Annotated in this window: 19 protein-coding genes; all 19 read right to left on the bottom strand. The window is 41.6% G+C overall.

Going from position 1 to position 16,127, the window contains the following annotated elements; translation table 11 throughout:
• Positions 1–32: 32 nt before the first annotated feature.
• The gene (locus BO48_RS07175) at positions 33–938 is read right to left on the bottom strand and encodes a hypothetical protein (protein ID WP_496366744.1); all 906 of its coding nucleotides are present in this window, start codon (positions 936–938) and stop codon (positions 33–35) included.
• Positions 938–1,120, bottom strand: a complete 183-nt coding sequence (locus BO48_RS07170; RefSeq protein ID WP_496366743.1) for a hypothetical protein — start codon at positions 1,118–1,120, stop codon at positions 938–940. Before BO48_RS07170 ends, BO48_RS07175 begins: the two co-directional genes overlap by 1 nt.
• A complete protein-coding gene (locus BO48_RS07165) occupies positions 1,107–1,397 on the bottom strand; it encodes a hypothetical protein (protein WP_496366742.1) in 291 nt (96 codons plus the stop codon). The genes BO48_RS07170 and BO48_RS07165 overlap by 14 nt, the downstream gene beginning before the upstream one ends.
• A complete protein-coding gene (locus BO48_RS07160) occupies positions 1,394–1,969 on the bottom strand; it encodes a putative phage tail protein (RefSeq protein WP_496366741.1) in 576 nt (191 codons plus the stop codon). The genes BO48_RS07165 and BO48_RS07160 overlap by 4 nt, the downstream gene beginning before the upstream one ends.
• Complete coding sequence (locus tag BO48_RS07155; protein WP_496366740.1) at positions 1,970–3,031, bottom strand: baseplate J/gp47 family protein; 1,062 nt, start codon at positions 3,029–3,031, stop codon at positions 1,970–1,972. It abuts the gene before it with no gap.
• On the bottom strand, positions 3,024–3,455 hold the full coding sequence (locus BO48_RS07150; RefSeq protein WP_496366739.1) for a DUF2634 domain-containing protein: 432 nt from the start codon (positions 3,453–3,455) through the stop codon (positions 3,024–3,026). The genes BO48_RS07155 and BO48_RS07150 overlap by 8 nt, the downstream gene beginning before the upstream one ends.
• Positions 3,456–3,468: 13 nt before the next feature.
• Positions 3,469–3,747: a DUF2577 family protein gene (locus BO48_RS07145; protein WP_496366738.1), complete on the bottom strand. Its 279-nt coding sequence runs from the start codon at positions 3,745–3,747 to the stop codon at positions 3,469–3,471.
• Position 3,748: 1 nt separating this feature from the next.
• Positions 3,749–4,729 (bottom strand): XkdQ/YqbQ family protein, encoded by a 981-nt coding sequence (locus BO48_RS07140; protein WP_496366737.1) that lies wholly within the window; start codon positions 4,727–4,729, stop codon positions 3,749–3,751.
• Between the two features lie 45 nt (positions 4,730–4,774).
• A complete protein-coding gene (locus tag BO48_RS07135; RefSeq protein WP_496366736.1) occupies positions 4,775–5,470 on the bottom strand; it encodes a LysM peptidoglycan-binding domain-containing protein in 696 nt (231 codons plus the stop codon).
• Entirely contained in the window at positions 5,470–11,346 is a 5,877-nt protein-coding gene (locus BO48_RS07130) for a peptidoglycan DD-metalloendopeptidase family protein (RefSeq protein ID WP_496366735.1), read from the bottom strand. Before BO48_RS07130 ends, BO48_RS07135 begins: the two co-directional genes overlap by 1 nt.
• Before the next feature lie 212 nt (positions 11,347–11,558).
• Positions 11,559–12,050: a phage tail assembly chaperone gene (locus BO48_RS07125; RefSeq protein WP_496366734.1), complete on the bottom strand. Its 492-nt coding sequence runs from the start codon at positions 12,048–12,050 to the stop codon at positions 11,559–11,561.
• Between the two features lie 57 nt (positions 12,051–12,107).
• Positions 12,108–12,560, bottom strand: coding sequence for a phage tail tube protein (locus tag BO48_RS07120; protein ID WP_496366733.1), 453 nt, complete (start codon positions 12,558–12,560; stop codon positions 12,108–12,110).
• Positions 12,561–12,562: 2 nt separating this feature from the next.
• Positions 12,563–13,915, bottom strand: coding sequence for a phage tail sheath family protein (locus BO48_RS07115; RefSeq protein ID WP_496366732.1), 1,353 nt, complete (start codon positions 13,913–13,915; stop codon positions 12,563–12,565).
• Between the two features lies 1 nt (position 13,916).
• Entirely contained in the window at positions 13,917–14,123 is a 207-nt protein-coding gene (locus tag BO48_RS07110) for a YqzN/YkzM domain-containing protein (RefSeq protein WP_496366731.1), read from the bottom strand.
• A complete protein-coding gene (locus BO48_RS07105; protein WP_496366730.1) occupies positions 14,116–14,469 on the bottom strand; it encodes a hypothetical protein in 354 nt (117 codons plus the stop codon). Before BO48_RS07105 ends, BO48_RS07110 begins: the two co-directional genes overlap by 8 nt.
• Before the next feature lie 112 nt (positions 14,470–14,581).
• On the bottom strand, positions 14,582–15,085 hold the full coding sequence (locus BO48_RS07100) for an HK97 gp10 family phage protein (protein WP_496366823.1): 504 nt from the start codon (positions 15,083–15,085) through the stop codon (positions 14,582–14,584).
• Positions 15,086–15,093: 8 nt separating this feature from the next.
• On the bottom strand, positions 15,094–15,450 hold the full coding sequence (locus BO48_RS07095; RefSeq protein WP_496366729.1) for a DUF3599 family protein: 357 nt from the start codon (positions 15,448–15,450) through the stop codon (positions 15,094–15,096).
• Positions 15,447–15,875, bottom strand: a complete 429-nt coding sequence (locus tag BO48_RS07090) for a DUF3199 family protein (RefSeq protein ID WP_496366728.1) — start codon at positions 15,873–15,875, stop codon at positions 15,447–15,449. Before BO48_RS07090 ends, BO48_RS07095 begins: the two co-directional genes overlap by 4 nt.
• A gap of 27 nt (positions 15,876–15,902) precedes the next feature.
• On the bottom strand, positions 15,903–16,124 hold the full coding sequence (locus tag BO48_RS07085; protein WP_496366727.1) for a hypothetical protein: 222 nt from the start codon (positions 16,122–16,124) through the stop codon (positions 15,903–15,905).
• Between the last annotated feature and the right edge of the window lie 3 nt (positions 16,125–16,127).

Below are 16,127 nucleotides of genomic sequence, written 5' to 3'. Positions count from 1 at the left end.
CCGAGCCGTTCGCTTTGCGAAGAGTGTAGCGCCTAGGAAAGTTCAAGCACGGGACGCCAACCTCTATAATTATTCACAAACGACGAACGATACGCATAGAGGTACGAAGCTCCATAGTAGCCACGGAAGACACGACGTCGTGTCTCTTCCTCTCCAGTTTCTTCATTCGTATCAATGTAGTCACTAAACTCTTGACACCATGTATAAGAGCCTACCCCTAGCGTATGATGAGTCCTTAAATCAAAGTCTGTTAAGCCGATATCCCAATCAGCGGTAGGTGATCCTGCATGAGTGTTGTACCTGAAACTGTTAGGCGCTCTTTCGTGTAACGGTGGGATAAGATGATTCCATTCGTTCTCAGGACCATTAGATCCTCTGTCAGAATCGTAATAACTATCTTGAGGATCACTCGCTGCACCTCTCATTAGTCTGACTGTGTAACTGAGGTTTCCTACGGTTACACTGGCGTCTTGAGAGACTCTGTCCTCTGACGCTACATATCTAGAGTCATTCTCTAGCATGTAAGACTCTGCATCTGATGGATCGCCTGACCCTGTTCCATAAACAGCTCCAGCCTGATAAATACTATCCCAACTCAAGCTTCGGCGTATAGGTTTCAAAGGAACAAACAATATCTTTCCATTCCACGAAAATTTCATCCATGGTGTATTGGATTCCATGAGTGTGCCCGCAGAAAGCCCGATTGCTTGAGCTAGGTTAGATCCGTTAAAATCCATGCCGTTTTCCCCATCTGGAATTATTCCGAATTCACTCGGTTTTACAAATCCATAAAAGCCGGCTTGTTTATTGCCCCGCTCTATATATTGGGGTCCCGGCGAACCGTAAGGATCATCGGGAGTCCTTGTTTCATTCCCTTTTCCAATAGCCGCTATCAGTCTTTCTGCTTGCTCTGCATTAGGTAATGTAAATTCTGCCATTATTCAACCTCCTCCACACTTACAACTAAGTGTCCATTTCTAGCTTTCAATTTTGTTTCATAAGTTTTATCTGACTCATCTGATTTGACATAATTCTGGGCCTTATCGATGCCATCTTCCATTCGATTCAACTCCATATCAGTCATCTTGTCATCCGGAACCCAATGTTTAGGTTTGTACATGTTGTTGCACCCCTATTCTTATTTTCAGTTCAATGTTATACATATCCTGTATGTTTACATTCGTTGTCTTGTGATACATCAATTGTCCTGAAACGTTATATAACTTCACCGACACGAGTGAAGGAATCTCTTCAAGCGGCCTTAATGTCATTTCAAACTGAGTATTGTTGAGACGAGTTATATTGATTATTTCAGCATCTCTATCGTTGACTGCAGCTCTTTCAATATCATTAATAATATTTGTTGTAATTTGCCTTAAATAGGACGATGTAATCATAAGCTCACCTCTCTCACACTTTTAGTTAGTGACATCCCCACGTACATTTCTCTGACTCTATGATATTCCCTAAACCTGATATTCGATTGATAACCAAAGTCAATTACATTGCTGTCAGTCGGAAAAAATGTAAAATCTAAGTGGGCCGGGACCGCTAACTTGAATTCTTCCAATAACCGCTGCCAATTGAAGTCTTGCCAATTAAAGTGAATATCCAACCTGTAAGGATTGTCTTTGTTAAACTTCAAATCTACTGAGTTATCAGTCAGATAGTTGTTAATTAGCGACTCCAAAAGAATGTGTGTGGCCGGTTGGTTACTAGATAGATGGTTGATGATCCTGCGCCTTCTTTGTTCAATCGTGGAATCAGGCTCACGACTTACATAAGCAATGCGTTCCCATCTATCTAGGCCCCAGGTGGCTGTCATAACGAAATTCTGATCTAGCAGATCGTTTATTTCAGATAATGACTTTTCAAACTCAGGTGCTTCAGTTTTTATCGATTGATTGAACTCTCTTAGGTTAGCTAAGAACTCTGGTAAGTAATTCAACATCTGTTCTTCTTTATTCATTTACATCAGCTCCAATTTCACCGATGATAAACTCGCTATCTTTTCAGGGTTTATGCTGAAGTTATCTGCAACGCCATTTATTTTCACATCTGAATAATTTCTAACGGAATCTGCATTTAATAACAACTCGCCTACCGATGAAATATTGAGATAATCAATCCTGAATGAGTTATCCCTTAAATATTGACTTAACGATAAATTTAACTCATCCTCAGCATCTGCAGTTGTCCTATTGATGTGCAGTCCAACATTTGCAGTGATGTGAACGTCTTCCAACGTTGCTCCGGCAACAGTCACTGTAGCGCCTATAGGCGCTTGTCCTTCCCCTCTTCCTGGAGCAGGTGATATATGGTCTTGGACATTATTCACTAATGTTTGAATGGGTGGTTGATAGTTGTCGTTCGTGATTACTATCTTCACCGTCCCTGGACCATCATAGAGAGGGAATACCTTAGCGACTCCGACGCCCTCAACATCTTCAGCCCATTGTTTATAATGTGCTGAGTTGCCACTATTAGCCTCACGTCTTACTCTTACGAAATACCTCTCACGTAAGCTTTCATCATCTTCCTCATCAGTCCCACGTTGCAACAATTGAGTTATTTTAACGCCCTCTAATCCAACAAAACTATCTAACGGTAGTATTTCAGTACCTTCTTGAATATTGTTTCCTGGTTCACCAGGCGTTTCAATTCTTAAAGTATCTTCATCTACCAATTCAAAATAACTCTCGTCAATCAAGAATCGACTGCCTACCGGTATTCTGTCACTACCCTCAGTTAGATTGAATTCAACTTGATATAAGGCATGAGACGCCGGATATCGACTGATTCCCACTTCTCTTGACCGCATTTCAAGGAATTCTCCCATCGATGTATCAGCAAACGCTAAGGTCAATATCTGATCCATCCATATATACTGTTGTGAAAGCTCTGCAGCAGCAGGACCAAGAGCATTATATATGACACTGCCTTCACGTTTATCAATATCCAGAGGCACTCTATCGAGCATTCTTTCCATAATCTCTTCATAAGAATATTCTTCAGAGTCAAATCTAACCATCCAAGTACACCTCCTCCATTCTGATTACTTCATCGACAGTTACCACATCGAAAGAAGCAATATATCTCTCACCATCTAATGTATATTCGTAATTTTCGACAGCTTCGATGCGCTCATCATGAACAAGCGCCTCTTCAACCATCCTTTGTATCTCAGACAGTCTTAATTCTTCTGTGATTTCTTTATCTTTAATCACTTCTTTAATCTCAGACCCATAATCATGAGAATAAATAGGATGTAGAAACCTTTGAGTCATCAAAGTAATATAAACGAATTGCTTTATCGCTTCCACTTCATCGATAATTTCACTTGTAATAATTCCTCTTTCAAAATCAATCTTGAATGTTTCGAGGGTTTCAACTTCCGCTTCTTCCTCGTTTTCCTCATCCAAGACATCTTCAAATTGCACTTCAGGAATAATCATTCAGCTCACATCCTTAATCAATCCTGTCAATTACGTATATCTCATCTCCACCTTTATTGATTAGAACGAGAACTCTACTGCCTATCCAAAGTCTTTCGTTATGGATTAAGTCGGTTATCCTGGACGTAATTGAAAGCATATCCCTATTTAGTATTAATTTATTGTTGTTCTTCAATCGAATTCTAAGAGGATATACCGAAGTCACCTCTCCAGGCTCGATTTTCGATTGCTTTGACTTCTTGTCATTTTGGTCAAAGACCTTTGATAATGCTTGAACTATATTAGTACTCATTTTAAGCACTTCCTGTCGGCACGAAATTACGATCTACAACAGTCAGAGTGGTGAGATGTTGATCCCCACTGAAAGTGTGAGTGTCAGTATCGATGTACATATTCTTCTTTAAATTCAACTCAGGTATGTCTATTCTCACTCTTAGAGCGCTTTTTAGTATCGGATTTCCTATTACATTCAAACTATCCAAAGTGTGCTTTACACCTCTTTTTTGAGACAATCTCGTATTCGCTCTTTGTTGTAACTGAGATAGGTTAAGCTCAGTCTGAGCGATTTCCACATATTGAAGTTGACCGTACTTTCTTCTATTTGGTGAATCTGTCGCAGTTCTCGTATAAATTTTATCGTTGATTACAGACCTCACCTTGACTTGAGTCGCCGTCTCTTCAATCGAAGTTTCGTAAGTATAATCCATGATGTTGCTATCTGTACTCAAAACCTGCAAGGTTGTTGGATCTGGATATCTCTTAAGATGTACCTTCCCTTTATCTGCACTGACATAGTAAAGGTTGTTCGTTTGCGCTCTTGTATCCCTTATCCCTTTGATCAGAATTTCTAACAGAGGGGTATCATCAATAAAGAGCATCTTTTTAAACCTACGTCCTGTATTTACTACTGTGCCCATGGGAAGGTTGAAGTCACGACAAATACGAGTGAACATATCAGTCAGTCGAACATTGGAAAAAGCGTACATATCCTCATTTCGTGAGAGATACCTCAATAAATCGTAAGCAATTATTTTCACTTGATTTTCCGAAGGGTATTGACGTTTGAAAACCGTCCCTCTAAACAGTTCTTTGCCCTTCCATTTAAATTGGATGGTGTCGCCTTCTACAGCCGAGTTAAATCTTTGGTCATTCTGTTTCACAACGCAATTAACTTCGATTCTTCTCGGTGATTTCCATCTGGCCCCACTCCAAACTACGTCTTCAACTACTAGCTCCTGATATTTGGTGTTAGTGACCTTAAATACCTCAATCAAAAAACCACCTCTTTCAATAAAAGGTGGTTTAGTGAGTACAATATATCATTTCGGAATAATCAATGATTGGCCGGGGAATATCCAGTGGCCCGGCATATAGGTATTCCTCTTGTCTCTAGCAATCATCATTTTCTTGTTTGTAGGGTTATTCCATATTTTCTTCCACTGTAAGTTATTATTGTAATACTTTCCTGCAATGGCCCACAAAGTATCTCCACTTTTTACAGTGTGAGTCCTGTTAACCACCTTAGGTTTCGATCTCGGTTTACTAACCTTTTTGACCGGTTTCTTCTTAGGTGGTCTTTTAATCTTTATTGTACGAGGTTTAGGTACGGTGTACTCTTTCAATTGTATTGCCATAACTAAGTCTCCGACACCGTAAGCACCTTCATTGAATGAAACACTTTCTATCGTCACTTTCATATTGATTTTTGCAGTTCCCGTGACGATAAACTGGATTGTATCCTTAGCATTTGACCAGTTTGTTAATCTCTTTTCTATTGTCTTTGGTTTCGGAAAATTCTTATATTCACATGACGGGAACCAATCTCTCGGAAGTAGAACACTGAAATCAAATATTTTCAATCCCGGCTTGTTTATGAATGTCACTTCTCCGAAATCAGATACTCGGACCGTTTCGTTATATATACCTAAGTCAATGTCTAACGTTTCTGGATTGATGGGAAGTCTAATTTTCGACTTCCCATTGTTCAACCAAAATTGATAAGCTGATTTAGCCATTACATCACTTCCCCATCAGGGTATTCATCATCTATTTCACTGATAATAGAGCGCTTAACACGTTCTGCAATCTTTTCAATATCCTCTTCATTTCGAACATGGATATCTCCAGTAAAATTAATGTTAACCTCTTTATTTCCACCGCTGCCGTTTGGTTGTGGCTTTGGATTTGGAATTTTAATCCTATCAAAACCACCACTTTCATTAGAATTTCTTTCGTAGTGATACTTATTAAAGTCGATGACTTTTCCGACTCTCTGATCGGCTCTATTCATGTTTTCTGAAGCTGGTGTAACTCTCATGCCTAACATATTGGCGGCTCGGCTTAAATACATTCTTCCTTGAGCTCTGTTCCTCTCAACCGGAATAACGAACTCACTGCCGTTCTCACCAATATAAGACAAAGTGCGATTTGCTACGTAACCACCTGTTGCATGTCCTTTTAGAATCGGCATTGGATCGATGGCGTTTTGGTTACCCGCCCCCGTAGAGCGGTTGTGTACTTGAGTATGCAAGTGCCCCGAACCTACTACGTAGTTACCGGAGTTGCCAGACGTGGCAATGTGATCTCCAGTCTTAACCATGTCACCCACACTTTTCATGATTTTAGACAAGTGCATAAACCACCAGATATGACGAGCGTTAGTTAACTCTAATGAATTACCTCCACCGTGGTCATTCCAAACTCTCGTAACTTTTCCGGAAGCCGGGGAGAGAACCGGATCAAACTTGTGATTAGTATCAACCCCGTAATGTTGTCCACGGTTGAAGTTGATGCCGCCTGTGTAGCGTCCGAACGTCTGCAATATCTTCTTGCCGAGGATGCTGGAGCCGTCCACGTTGCCGCCCTCATTTTCTTTAAATATGTCTGTGAGGAATTTGAGTCCTCCATCTTTTATTTTATTCCATGCACCACTTAGCATTTTTCCTGGGAATCCGCCGAATCCACTAAAGTCTGGAGAAACGGAGTCCACAATAGCATTGAATGCCTTTTTCGGCCTAATGACATAATCCCATATATTAGAGACTACATCAGACAACGTGCCAGACAAGCTCTTATCTCCTGTGCCTGAACCGGCATTCTCTCCCGGGACGGTCCCTTCGCTGAAATGAGGCAACGGATTAGACTCAAAGATACTTTGGGTCTGTGCACCGTTATAAATTTTATCTCCTCTTTCAAGATCAACAAGTGCATTTTTTCCACGAGGCATTAATAACTTACCTCTACGCTCTATTAATTCTTGTGTCGCTCCACCCATACCGTTTCCGGGGCCTCTGTCGTTAAGAATTCCTGGCGTACCTCTGGATATTCTGCCGTTACTTGTACCTGTTGAAAATGTCGGTATATCAATCTTATCTAATTTAGTGACGTCTAAGGCATCTAGCACACTGTTTAGACCACTAATGATTCCGACATTTAGAACTTCGTCTAACTTGCTCATTATTGAGTTACCCATCAAACTTGCACCTTCGACAGCTTTACTTGCCATGCCTGAAATAGCTGATCCGATCCTGCCTGGTAATTCTCTCGACCCTTCAACTAAATTACTGAATAATGACATTCCATCATCATGGATATTGCCAAAGAAACCGGTAATTCCAGAACTCATTTCTTTTGCCGATGCGACAGTATTTCCTTTGATGTTTGCGAATGAAGCCGTGACATTTGATTGAGTATTTAATGAAGTGGCAGTAGCGTTCGACAGCATCTCATAAAACGAGGAATTTACGTTTCCGACCATCCCTCTGGTGATTTCAGCCGTTCGCTGATCCAGATTAGAAAAAATGCCTCTTACGGTCTCGGAAGATCGGCTCGTAAAGTCTATGATTTTCTTCCATACCGCTTCAGTGTCTTCGCTAGCTTGATCCATTGATTCGAATCCAGGCAACGCCTTGTTACCTAATCCTTCAGTCGCTCCTCTATAGCTTGATGATCCTTCTGAATTATTGATTTGGACGTTTCCATACGAACCTCTGCTCGCTTCATTAAGCCATGAGCTTTGGTTGCTCGTTCCGCCGCCACCAGAATAAGTCGGTCCGCCTTGAGGGATTACTCTCATGCCGAGCATTTGAGCGGCACGGCTCAAGTACATGCGACCTTGACCTTTGTTGTTTTGTACAGGAATAACAAATTCGTTACCGTTCTCACCGATCAGAGCGTTTTGTCTGCTAGTAATATATCCACCAGACGCATACCTTGCACCGCCGCCGCTAGATCCAGGAGCGCTATCACCACTGCCTCCCAGTCCTGTAGCACTAGACCCCAACTCTTTTGCTTTATCTATTGCGTTTGAAACGGTGCTAAAAACACTTTCAGCAGCGTTTCTGACGGCGTCTAGCCCATTACTTATAGGTCCAAAAACGTTGGTGTCAAACCATACAGAAACTCCTTCGAATGCACCTTGAACTAAACCTCTCGCTTCTTCGAATTTTCCTCCAAAAAACGTCGCTACGTCTGAAAAAATACTTTTAATCGGCTCCCAAACATTTTCTGAGAACCAACCTGAAACGGCCGCCCAAATATCTTGAATCGCAGTCCAAGCATCCGAGAAAAATCCAGTCACTGTGGCCCATGTTTCAGAAGCCCACGATTTTAAAGGCTCCCAAATGTTTTCTATGAACCAACCACTGACAAGCGCCCAAGTGTCTTTTATCCAGGTCCAAGCGTCGTTTGCCCAACTTGAAATTTTATTCCACGTTTCAGAAGCCCAGTTCGAGAGAGGCGTCCATACAGTATCTATAAACCAACCACTGACAAGCGCCCAAGTTTCTTTAATCCATGTCCAAGCTGCGCTCGCTTTTTCAGAAATCCAGTTCCACGCCAATGTTGCAGATTCTACTAATGGGTTCCATACAGTTTCCATGAACCACTCGCTAACTAAAGACCACGTCTCCTGTATCCAGGTCCAAGTTGTAGTGGCTTTCTCTGCAATCCAACCCCATGCCGTAGTGGCCCATTCAATGAGTGGATTCCAAACATTCTCCATGAACCATTCTGTCACAAGGCCCCAGGTTTCTTGAATCCAAATCCAAGCCTCATTTGCTTTTTCGGTAATCCAAGTCCAGGTTTCCGTCGCCCAAGTTTTCAATGGAGTCCATATATTTTCGATGAACCATTCGGATACGGTACCCCAGACTTCTTGTATGCCTTGCCACCCCATAATAAAAAGACCGACAATAATATTTAGGGTGTCAATTGCAAAGTTTTTCAATGGATTCCAAATTGTGTCTAGGAACCAAGTTGAGACTTCTTGCCACGTCTCTTGAATCCATATCCAAGCTTCACTAGCCGAATTTGAGATTGACTGCCAAGTTTCAGATGCCCATGTTGATAAAGGAGTCCAAATCGTTGAATTAAACCATTCAGTTAGACCAGACCATGTATCACTGACCCATTGACTCGCATCTGAAGATTTAGTAGAAATCCATTCCCACGTGGAGGATGCGCCACTTTTAATCGGTTCCCATACATTACTGCTGAACCATGATGAGAAATCAGACCACTTCTGTTGAATGACCCCCGTATCCCAAAGCTCTCCGAGTTTTTCTCCCCCGATCGCTCCGAGGACGCCACCGATAGCAGTTCCGACCGGACCTAATAAAGATCCTAAAGCACCTCCACCGAGGCCACCTAGAATTGTACCAATCGTCTCTCCCATGTTTTCAGCATCACCAGTAATCAAACCGAAAGCGCCTGCGAGAGCTCCTACAAGTGGTATACCTTTAAAGTCTTTAAGCAGCTTCCCTAATCCTTTTGGCAGCTTGATATTTTTCAATCCACCGAATAGTTTTTTGAAGTCTATCTTTTTAACACCGCCAAAGAGAGCGCCTATTAAACCACCCTTAAAGAAGCCTTTTCCACCCTTGCCCTTGCTCTTGCCGAACAATCCGGTCAACAGTCCGCCTCCCAGAGTTCCTAATCCGGCTAGAATACCCTTGAATCCTGGGATGAATTTAGTTGCCATAGCAAGTAGCATCGCATCTACAAGCAACGTTCCCCAAATATTGCCTTGAGATTGTAACTCTTCATCACCAATAATTCTGCCGAATAGATCTTTAAATCCGCCGACGTTAATCTCTCCGACTTTCGAGAATGCTTTTTTGATTAAGTCGCCCGGATCAAGCTCTTCTATGAATCCCTGTCCGAAAGCAACAGCAGACTCACGACCCAATTCACCCAAAGTAGTGAATATATCGTCTTCACCGTCTCCGGTACCCATCAAGCCATTAATGATTTTATTCAGTCCGCCACCGTACGACTCACCTATATTGCCCATAAATCCTGAAATTTTATCAATTCCGGTAGTTCTCAACCATTTATTGGCGTTATCTATTGCGTTGCTCATAACATACTGTAATTGCTCGCCTAAACCATCTAAGTCTTCATTCTGGAAGGCTTCATCGAATAATGAACCAATGCCATAAAAGGGAGCAGCTAACGCGTCTCCGAAGTCACTTCCCCATCGCTCTAAATCATCACTAATACCTTGCATGACATCTGAATTTTCTCCACGCCATTCTCTGAATGCCATTAAGGCAGGTCCGAGTCCAGACTCTAAACCTTCTCCCCAAGGCATCATTAGTGTATTTTGACCGAAAGAGCGTACACCTAGAAGCAAGTTATTGAGGTTTTCAGACATTCTTCCCATCATATCGTCATATGTGGAAAACTCTTTAGTGACTTCTGGCCATATCTCAGCAATGTCGCCGCCGGATTCTGCTAATTCTTCGATTTTATTACGTGTTTCACCACTCATAGCACCCATTTCTTGCAGTGCCATCGTCGCATCACCGACAGGACGCCCCGAAGCAAGTCCGTCATACATACGACCAAACCACATCGCCACTTCGTTGATCGGACGTTTAGTACCTGCAGCAACGTCACCAATGAGCCTCAGTCCATCACCCGTAGATAGAGCATCTCCTGTAAACGTTTGAAGCACTCTGGACGCCTCGAAAATATCGTCACGTAAGAATGGTGTACTGCTTGCGAAATCTGTCAACTCATCTACTCTGCCGGCAGCGTCTTCAGCACTACCGAGCATAACTTCAAATTGAGTTGTGATATCTTGTCTGTCGGCCACCATTCTAAGTGGTATCATAACACCACCATAAGCACCGCCAGCGACGCCTAGCATACCAAGAGTAGAAAATGCAGCTCGTGCGATACCTTGAAGTGGACGAGTAGCCATATCCAACACTCTGATAGTGGATGTAAACGTCCGACCGGCAAAGTTTCGCATCATTCCGCCTGCCCTTTGTAATGGACCAGTAAACCGATCGATAGCGTTTAACCGAGTTGTATAAGATGATCTGATTCTTCCGACACTAGATAGCACCCTATTAATAACATTTGTAGCTCCATCCCTTGCACGAATAGCAATAGCCGGGACACGTCTGACTCTTGCCAACATGCCACTAATACGCTGCATTACAGGGCTGATTTCATCAGAGGCTCTGAGCCTTACTCTACCAACCCTTAACCTACTCATTCTTTTCTCTAGTCCATTCAACGCATTCATGTTAGCGCTTATCGGAAGTCTGATTCCGGTTCTGGCTATCTTTTGAGCCTGGCTGAGGCCATTTCTGTATTGCCTTACATGGTTTATGCGCTTCAACATGCTAGATGGTTTATAATTGTCAGTAAAAGCCTTCTGTTTCATCACATTTGTATATCTCAGTGATCTATGTAGCGTATTTACGCCTTTTAAACGTCTTCTCATAGGAGTTGGATTGTACTTATCAGTCAACGCCTTCTTGTGTTGTCTGTTTAAATTGTTCATACGCTTATCTAGATTTCCGAGCCTTTTTGCTAAACCAGTGAATTTATTTGAAGCCCTATCTGAAATGCTGACAATTATTCTTAAACTGGCCATTTATTTTCCTCCTTTCTATTAAGATTTCCTTTTCATTCCTTCCGCTTCTTCTTGCTCATTTTCCATATGGATTTTCATGAGTGATTTAATCAAGATTTTGAATCTTCTGTCCTCATAATTATTTTGGAAGAAGTCATATAACGAAGAAGGAGACCACTGAAGTTTGATCATTGCATAGTACATGAACACGGTATCAGGGTCGCCTTCCTCGATTAGTTTTTTACTTCATCTTCAATTTCAGAGTAGTCCTCATCTAGCTCATTAACGCTCAGCGCTTTGTCAATCCACGCAGTGTATTCACCAGGCACATTTAAAATAGCTTTAGCGACATTTACTGCATCATGCTCTTCATAAGCTTTTAGAAGCTTCTTATCAGTAAAGTTAGGATAAACAGTCGAGTTTAAAGCCACTTTTTCATAGAAACGCTTCTGATCAAGCTCTTTAACTCGTCCTTGACCTCTTACTTTTTTATAATCAGTACAGTCTTTTTCAATTTTTTCTAATTCTTCAACTGTGATTGCTTTCATTTTGAATGGAATAACTCTTCCTTCGTTATCTTTAAAACGCTTTGATAAAACGAATTCTTGTGGTGCTGATTCTTTGTTTTTATCCGGCATAAAGAAGGACAAATCATTTACTTTGCTCACTTCTTCAACCGCTTCATTTTCTTGTTCAGTTAGTTTTTTTTCATTTTCTTTACTCATTTTTGTTTCCTCCAATTAAATTAAAAATGATAAATAAAAAGGGGGTAATCCCCCTTTTTAAATAGTACCTCTAAGCTTTTTAAGAACGTCCATGTCTTCAAACGTGAATGGCATTTCTTCTTCTAATACTTCAGCGTCCGCATCTAAGTTAAGAACCATCATAGAGTCAAAGTTGACCTCTCTGAGCGCTACTCTTTCAGTGCCTCTTCCTGATGACTTGTCATCAGTTGCCGTTTCAAGTACGAAATAAGGATCTTCTCCTGACTTGACGTACTTTTCAGCCATATCAGCATAGTGGCTTGTAGCTTTGTACACAGTCAGAGTGCCAGTTCCGCCTGCCCCAACAGTCTTACGACCTGTGATTCTGCGGCCCATTACTTTTATTTCAGCTTTTTCTTTTTCTAACGTTGCTTCAATCGCTTTGACTTGGAAAATTTCTACGCCATCTAAAAAAACACGACCCTCTTTACCAGAAATCGTGTTTTGTGCTCTAAATTTATTTTGTGCCATTGTTATCTAACCTCCACATTAAAGTAGAATTTCTCTGCAGCATCTATAGGAGTGATTGCTAAGTTGATATCGAAGCCGTCACCTTGATCAGTTACTGCTACAGTGATATCTTCTTCAGTATTGAAATCCAGTACGCCGCCATTCTCAACAACGATATTCATGTAACCGATGATCATCGAAGTGACTATTTGTTCGCCGTCCTCATTTGCCGGAATGTCTACGCCTGCATCCTTACGAGCTGCAATCGTACGCTTCAAGTTATTCGTTAAATCATTTTGAATCGCATCTTTCAATCGAACGATCTTATTCTTGCGAGATACGCTGTTCAGGCTCTGCAATGAGTTGATGTCTTGTTCGATATATACTTGACTGTCACGAGGGTCTAAAGTGAAGAAGAAATCTCCTGCATTTAAGGCATCTACAATTTCGTCATTCCCAACAGGTCCACCAATTACATTAGTAGCACCTGGATAAGCCATGAATGTCAATGAACGAGTGTACGTTGACCCTGCAGACATACCTGCAACAAACGCTGTAGCGACTTCCTTTTTGATTTCTGTTCCGTCATCCATCACAACGCCGTTTGAGACGTTAATAATACCCTCGTAGTCAGCATGTCCATATCCAGAAAGTACACCTTGAACCTTTTTGCCCTTATCCTCACGTAGTGTCTTGATGAATGACACAAACGTTACCTTGAGCGCTTCATCCTCCAACGGAAGAGCGACAACATCAAACGCTTGATTTTCAGCCTTTTCAAGGAACTCTGCAAAGTTTTCGTTGGAAGCAGTACCATCAGAACCCTGAGATAGCTTAATTGAAGCCTGATCATTAAGCTCTGCTGTGCCACTGAACTCAACATATTCATTCTCTACTAGATCACTTGAACCGCTGACGATTTGCTCATCAACCATGCTCCCACCAAAGTAAGTTTTGACAGACTTTTTAGACGAGTCGCTCAACTCCTCAGTAATCGACAATGTAATATCGTTGCCTAGAGAGCCTGTATGTTGAGCTGTTACAGTCATCCCTGAACCACCACTGCCATCAGAGACCGTCGCACTTGCTTTATCGCCTTCATTAATGCGGTAAACGATAACTTCACTCGCACCTTTCAAAGCTTCCCTAGCAGGCAAGAATGACGGCTCACTGAGTGCTGTTTGAAACTTCCTTAGAGCATCTTGCGGGTTTGATAATGATACAAACTCACCAACAGGGCCCCATGGCAGGGATAATGGCAAAAGAACTCGACCTCTCTCCCCCGATTCGATTCGCTCTCTCGCTACTTCAGCAAAATTAAAATAAATACCCGGTCTTACTTTTTCAACTCCTGGAGTAAATGTTCCACCGTTCATATTATTTGACCTCCCGTTTTAAAAATTCTTTCACGTGACTGTTTACTTCATTTTTAGAAAACTCGTCACCTTTACCATGTAAAGCGCCCTCGATAATATATCCCGAAGCGTTAAATACTTCGGACTTCTTGAGAATGTCTTCCCGGCTAAACTTTGTTTCTGCCTTTTTAGCAGTCGCTGCCGATTTTTGTTTTTTATTTTCAGACATTTTCTACCACCTCATTTACAATATTTACGTACTCAATCGGTACGTAGTCTGTTCTTCCGTACATTTCTTCGACCGTATAATTAAAAGTCAAAGTGGCTGTCGCATCTATTTCATTCGACCGTATTTGTATGTTTGAAACTCTGAAGTATTCCCCCAGAGCATTTCCGTCAGCATCAACAAACTCGATCATCTTTCTAGTTTTCAATATGTTTTTTCGTATATCTACAGCCTTACCATAAACCTCGTCAATATCATCCCCGAATAGGGTAACTTTGGATGTATGGTCTGCAAATTCAAACTGCAAACCACCCGATGATTCGTTAACATCTGGTCTAGGAAAATACATGGAGGGCCTCTTAAATCCTTCAGGTAATTTATCTATATATATGCTTCCAGGCGACACCTTGTATAACCTGTTAATCAAGCTACCTAAATGAGCATCCACCAGAGACCACCTCCTAAAAGTATTTATCTATCCATTGTTGTATTTTACGTTCCAGGGATTTGTCAAAAACCCTCTTGAATATCGCTTCAGCATTGTCCCAATAATTCGTACCAGAAACCCATTGCTGTTTAAGCAACATGCCACTTTCTCGATTACCAGGCTGATATTGAAAGCTGTCACCAACCCAAACACCAGGCACCCAACGCCTGTCTCTTCCACTATTTATATCAACAGTGAAGTGACCGTCATTAACGAATCCTGCGTATTCTACGTTGGTCCCAACACTTAGTGATAATCCGCCACTTCTAGTAACCCACTCATTGTCACTGCCGCCTTTGCTGAAGGAGGATAACAGCCGACGTGTATCTACGGTCCCGGTCCGGATGATCTCTTCCTGAACAATATCCAGGAACTCAAACCCTAAAGCATCCAGGTAAGTGGTAAGCTCTCGCTTAAAGTCTCCCTTACCTGCTTTAGTGAAGTTTGTCATCAACCGATCCAAACCGATTATTTCCACTCTTAGACTCATAGGCTGTCACTCCTTTTCACCTTGACTTCTATATGACTATTTTTGATTTGTTTTGGTTTTTGAGCAATGTAACTATCACCATCGAATACGACTTTGTCGTTCTTTCTGATGTCTGTTTCCAATAAAAAAAACGCTTTGAGCGTTTCGGTAATCTGATTGTTCGGCTCAGACTGTACAATATTTTGATTTTCTTCAGAGAAGTACGATTTAACAACGGTTTCATCAGGGTCTTTTGGATAACTAAACTCCTTTTGAAAGTCTTCAACCGGTACTCCAAAAGTCGGGGTGGACGTATTCTCATTATCCAGATGATAGATATCACAACGGTCTGTCAGGAGTGACTCAATGCTCATATCGTACTGATCCTCACACCGTTATCACCATCAGGCCGGAATTTGAGGTCTTCAATGAGATAATCGATATCTACATATCCCCTTATATTTCCTTCGCCTAATGTGTAAGAGTAGTCACTCAATCTCTCTGATTTGTAACCCTTTGCTATCTTCTCATCTGAACTTGTAAGCAGTGCGGAGATCGTCAACTCTTCGATAGCGATACCTAAGCTCTCTAACTGGTCTAGTGTCACTTCAAAACCTACTAATTTTCGGTTTAGATAGTCACTAGACTCAAGTTTTTTTGTTGATTTCTTTATCGCTCTTTTGATTAACGATTCATCCATGCTCTTAATAGATTGGAATGTAGAGTTATCTTTAATAGTTTTGCTGTTGACCATATCGTCAAGTAGACCATTTGTGATAACTACCTTTTCCTCTTCCATAAAATTACCTCCCCCGACTTTCTCAAGCTACTTATCTTTACCTTTGTTATCGTCATCGTTGTTATCAGTCTTTGGTGCAGGCTCTTCCTTGACCTCTTCAAACAAACCGGTTTTCATCAGGTATGTTTTTTCTTGAGGCGTCACCTTTTGAGGTGTACCTGCAACGAACTTCTTCTTTTTAGTCTGATACACCTTGCAGCCCGGACCATCAGAGCGCTTTTTAGGTGTCGTTAATTGTAATAGAGTCATTGA

The organism is Lacicoccus kunmingensis DSM 17847, from assembly GCF_059568765.1.
Note: the sequence above shows the minus strand (reverse complement) of the source record. Positions and strands in the feature narration are given on the sequence as shown.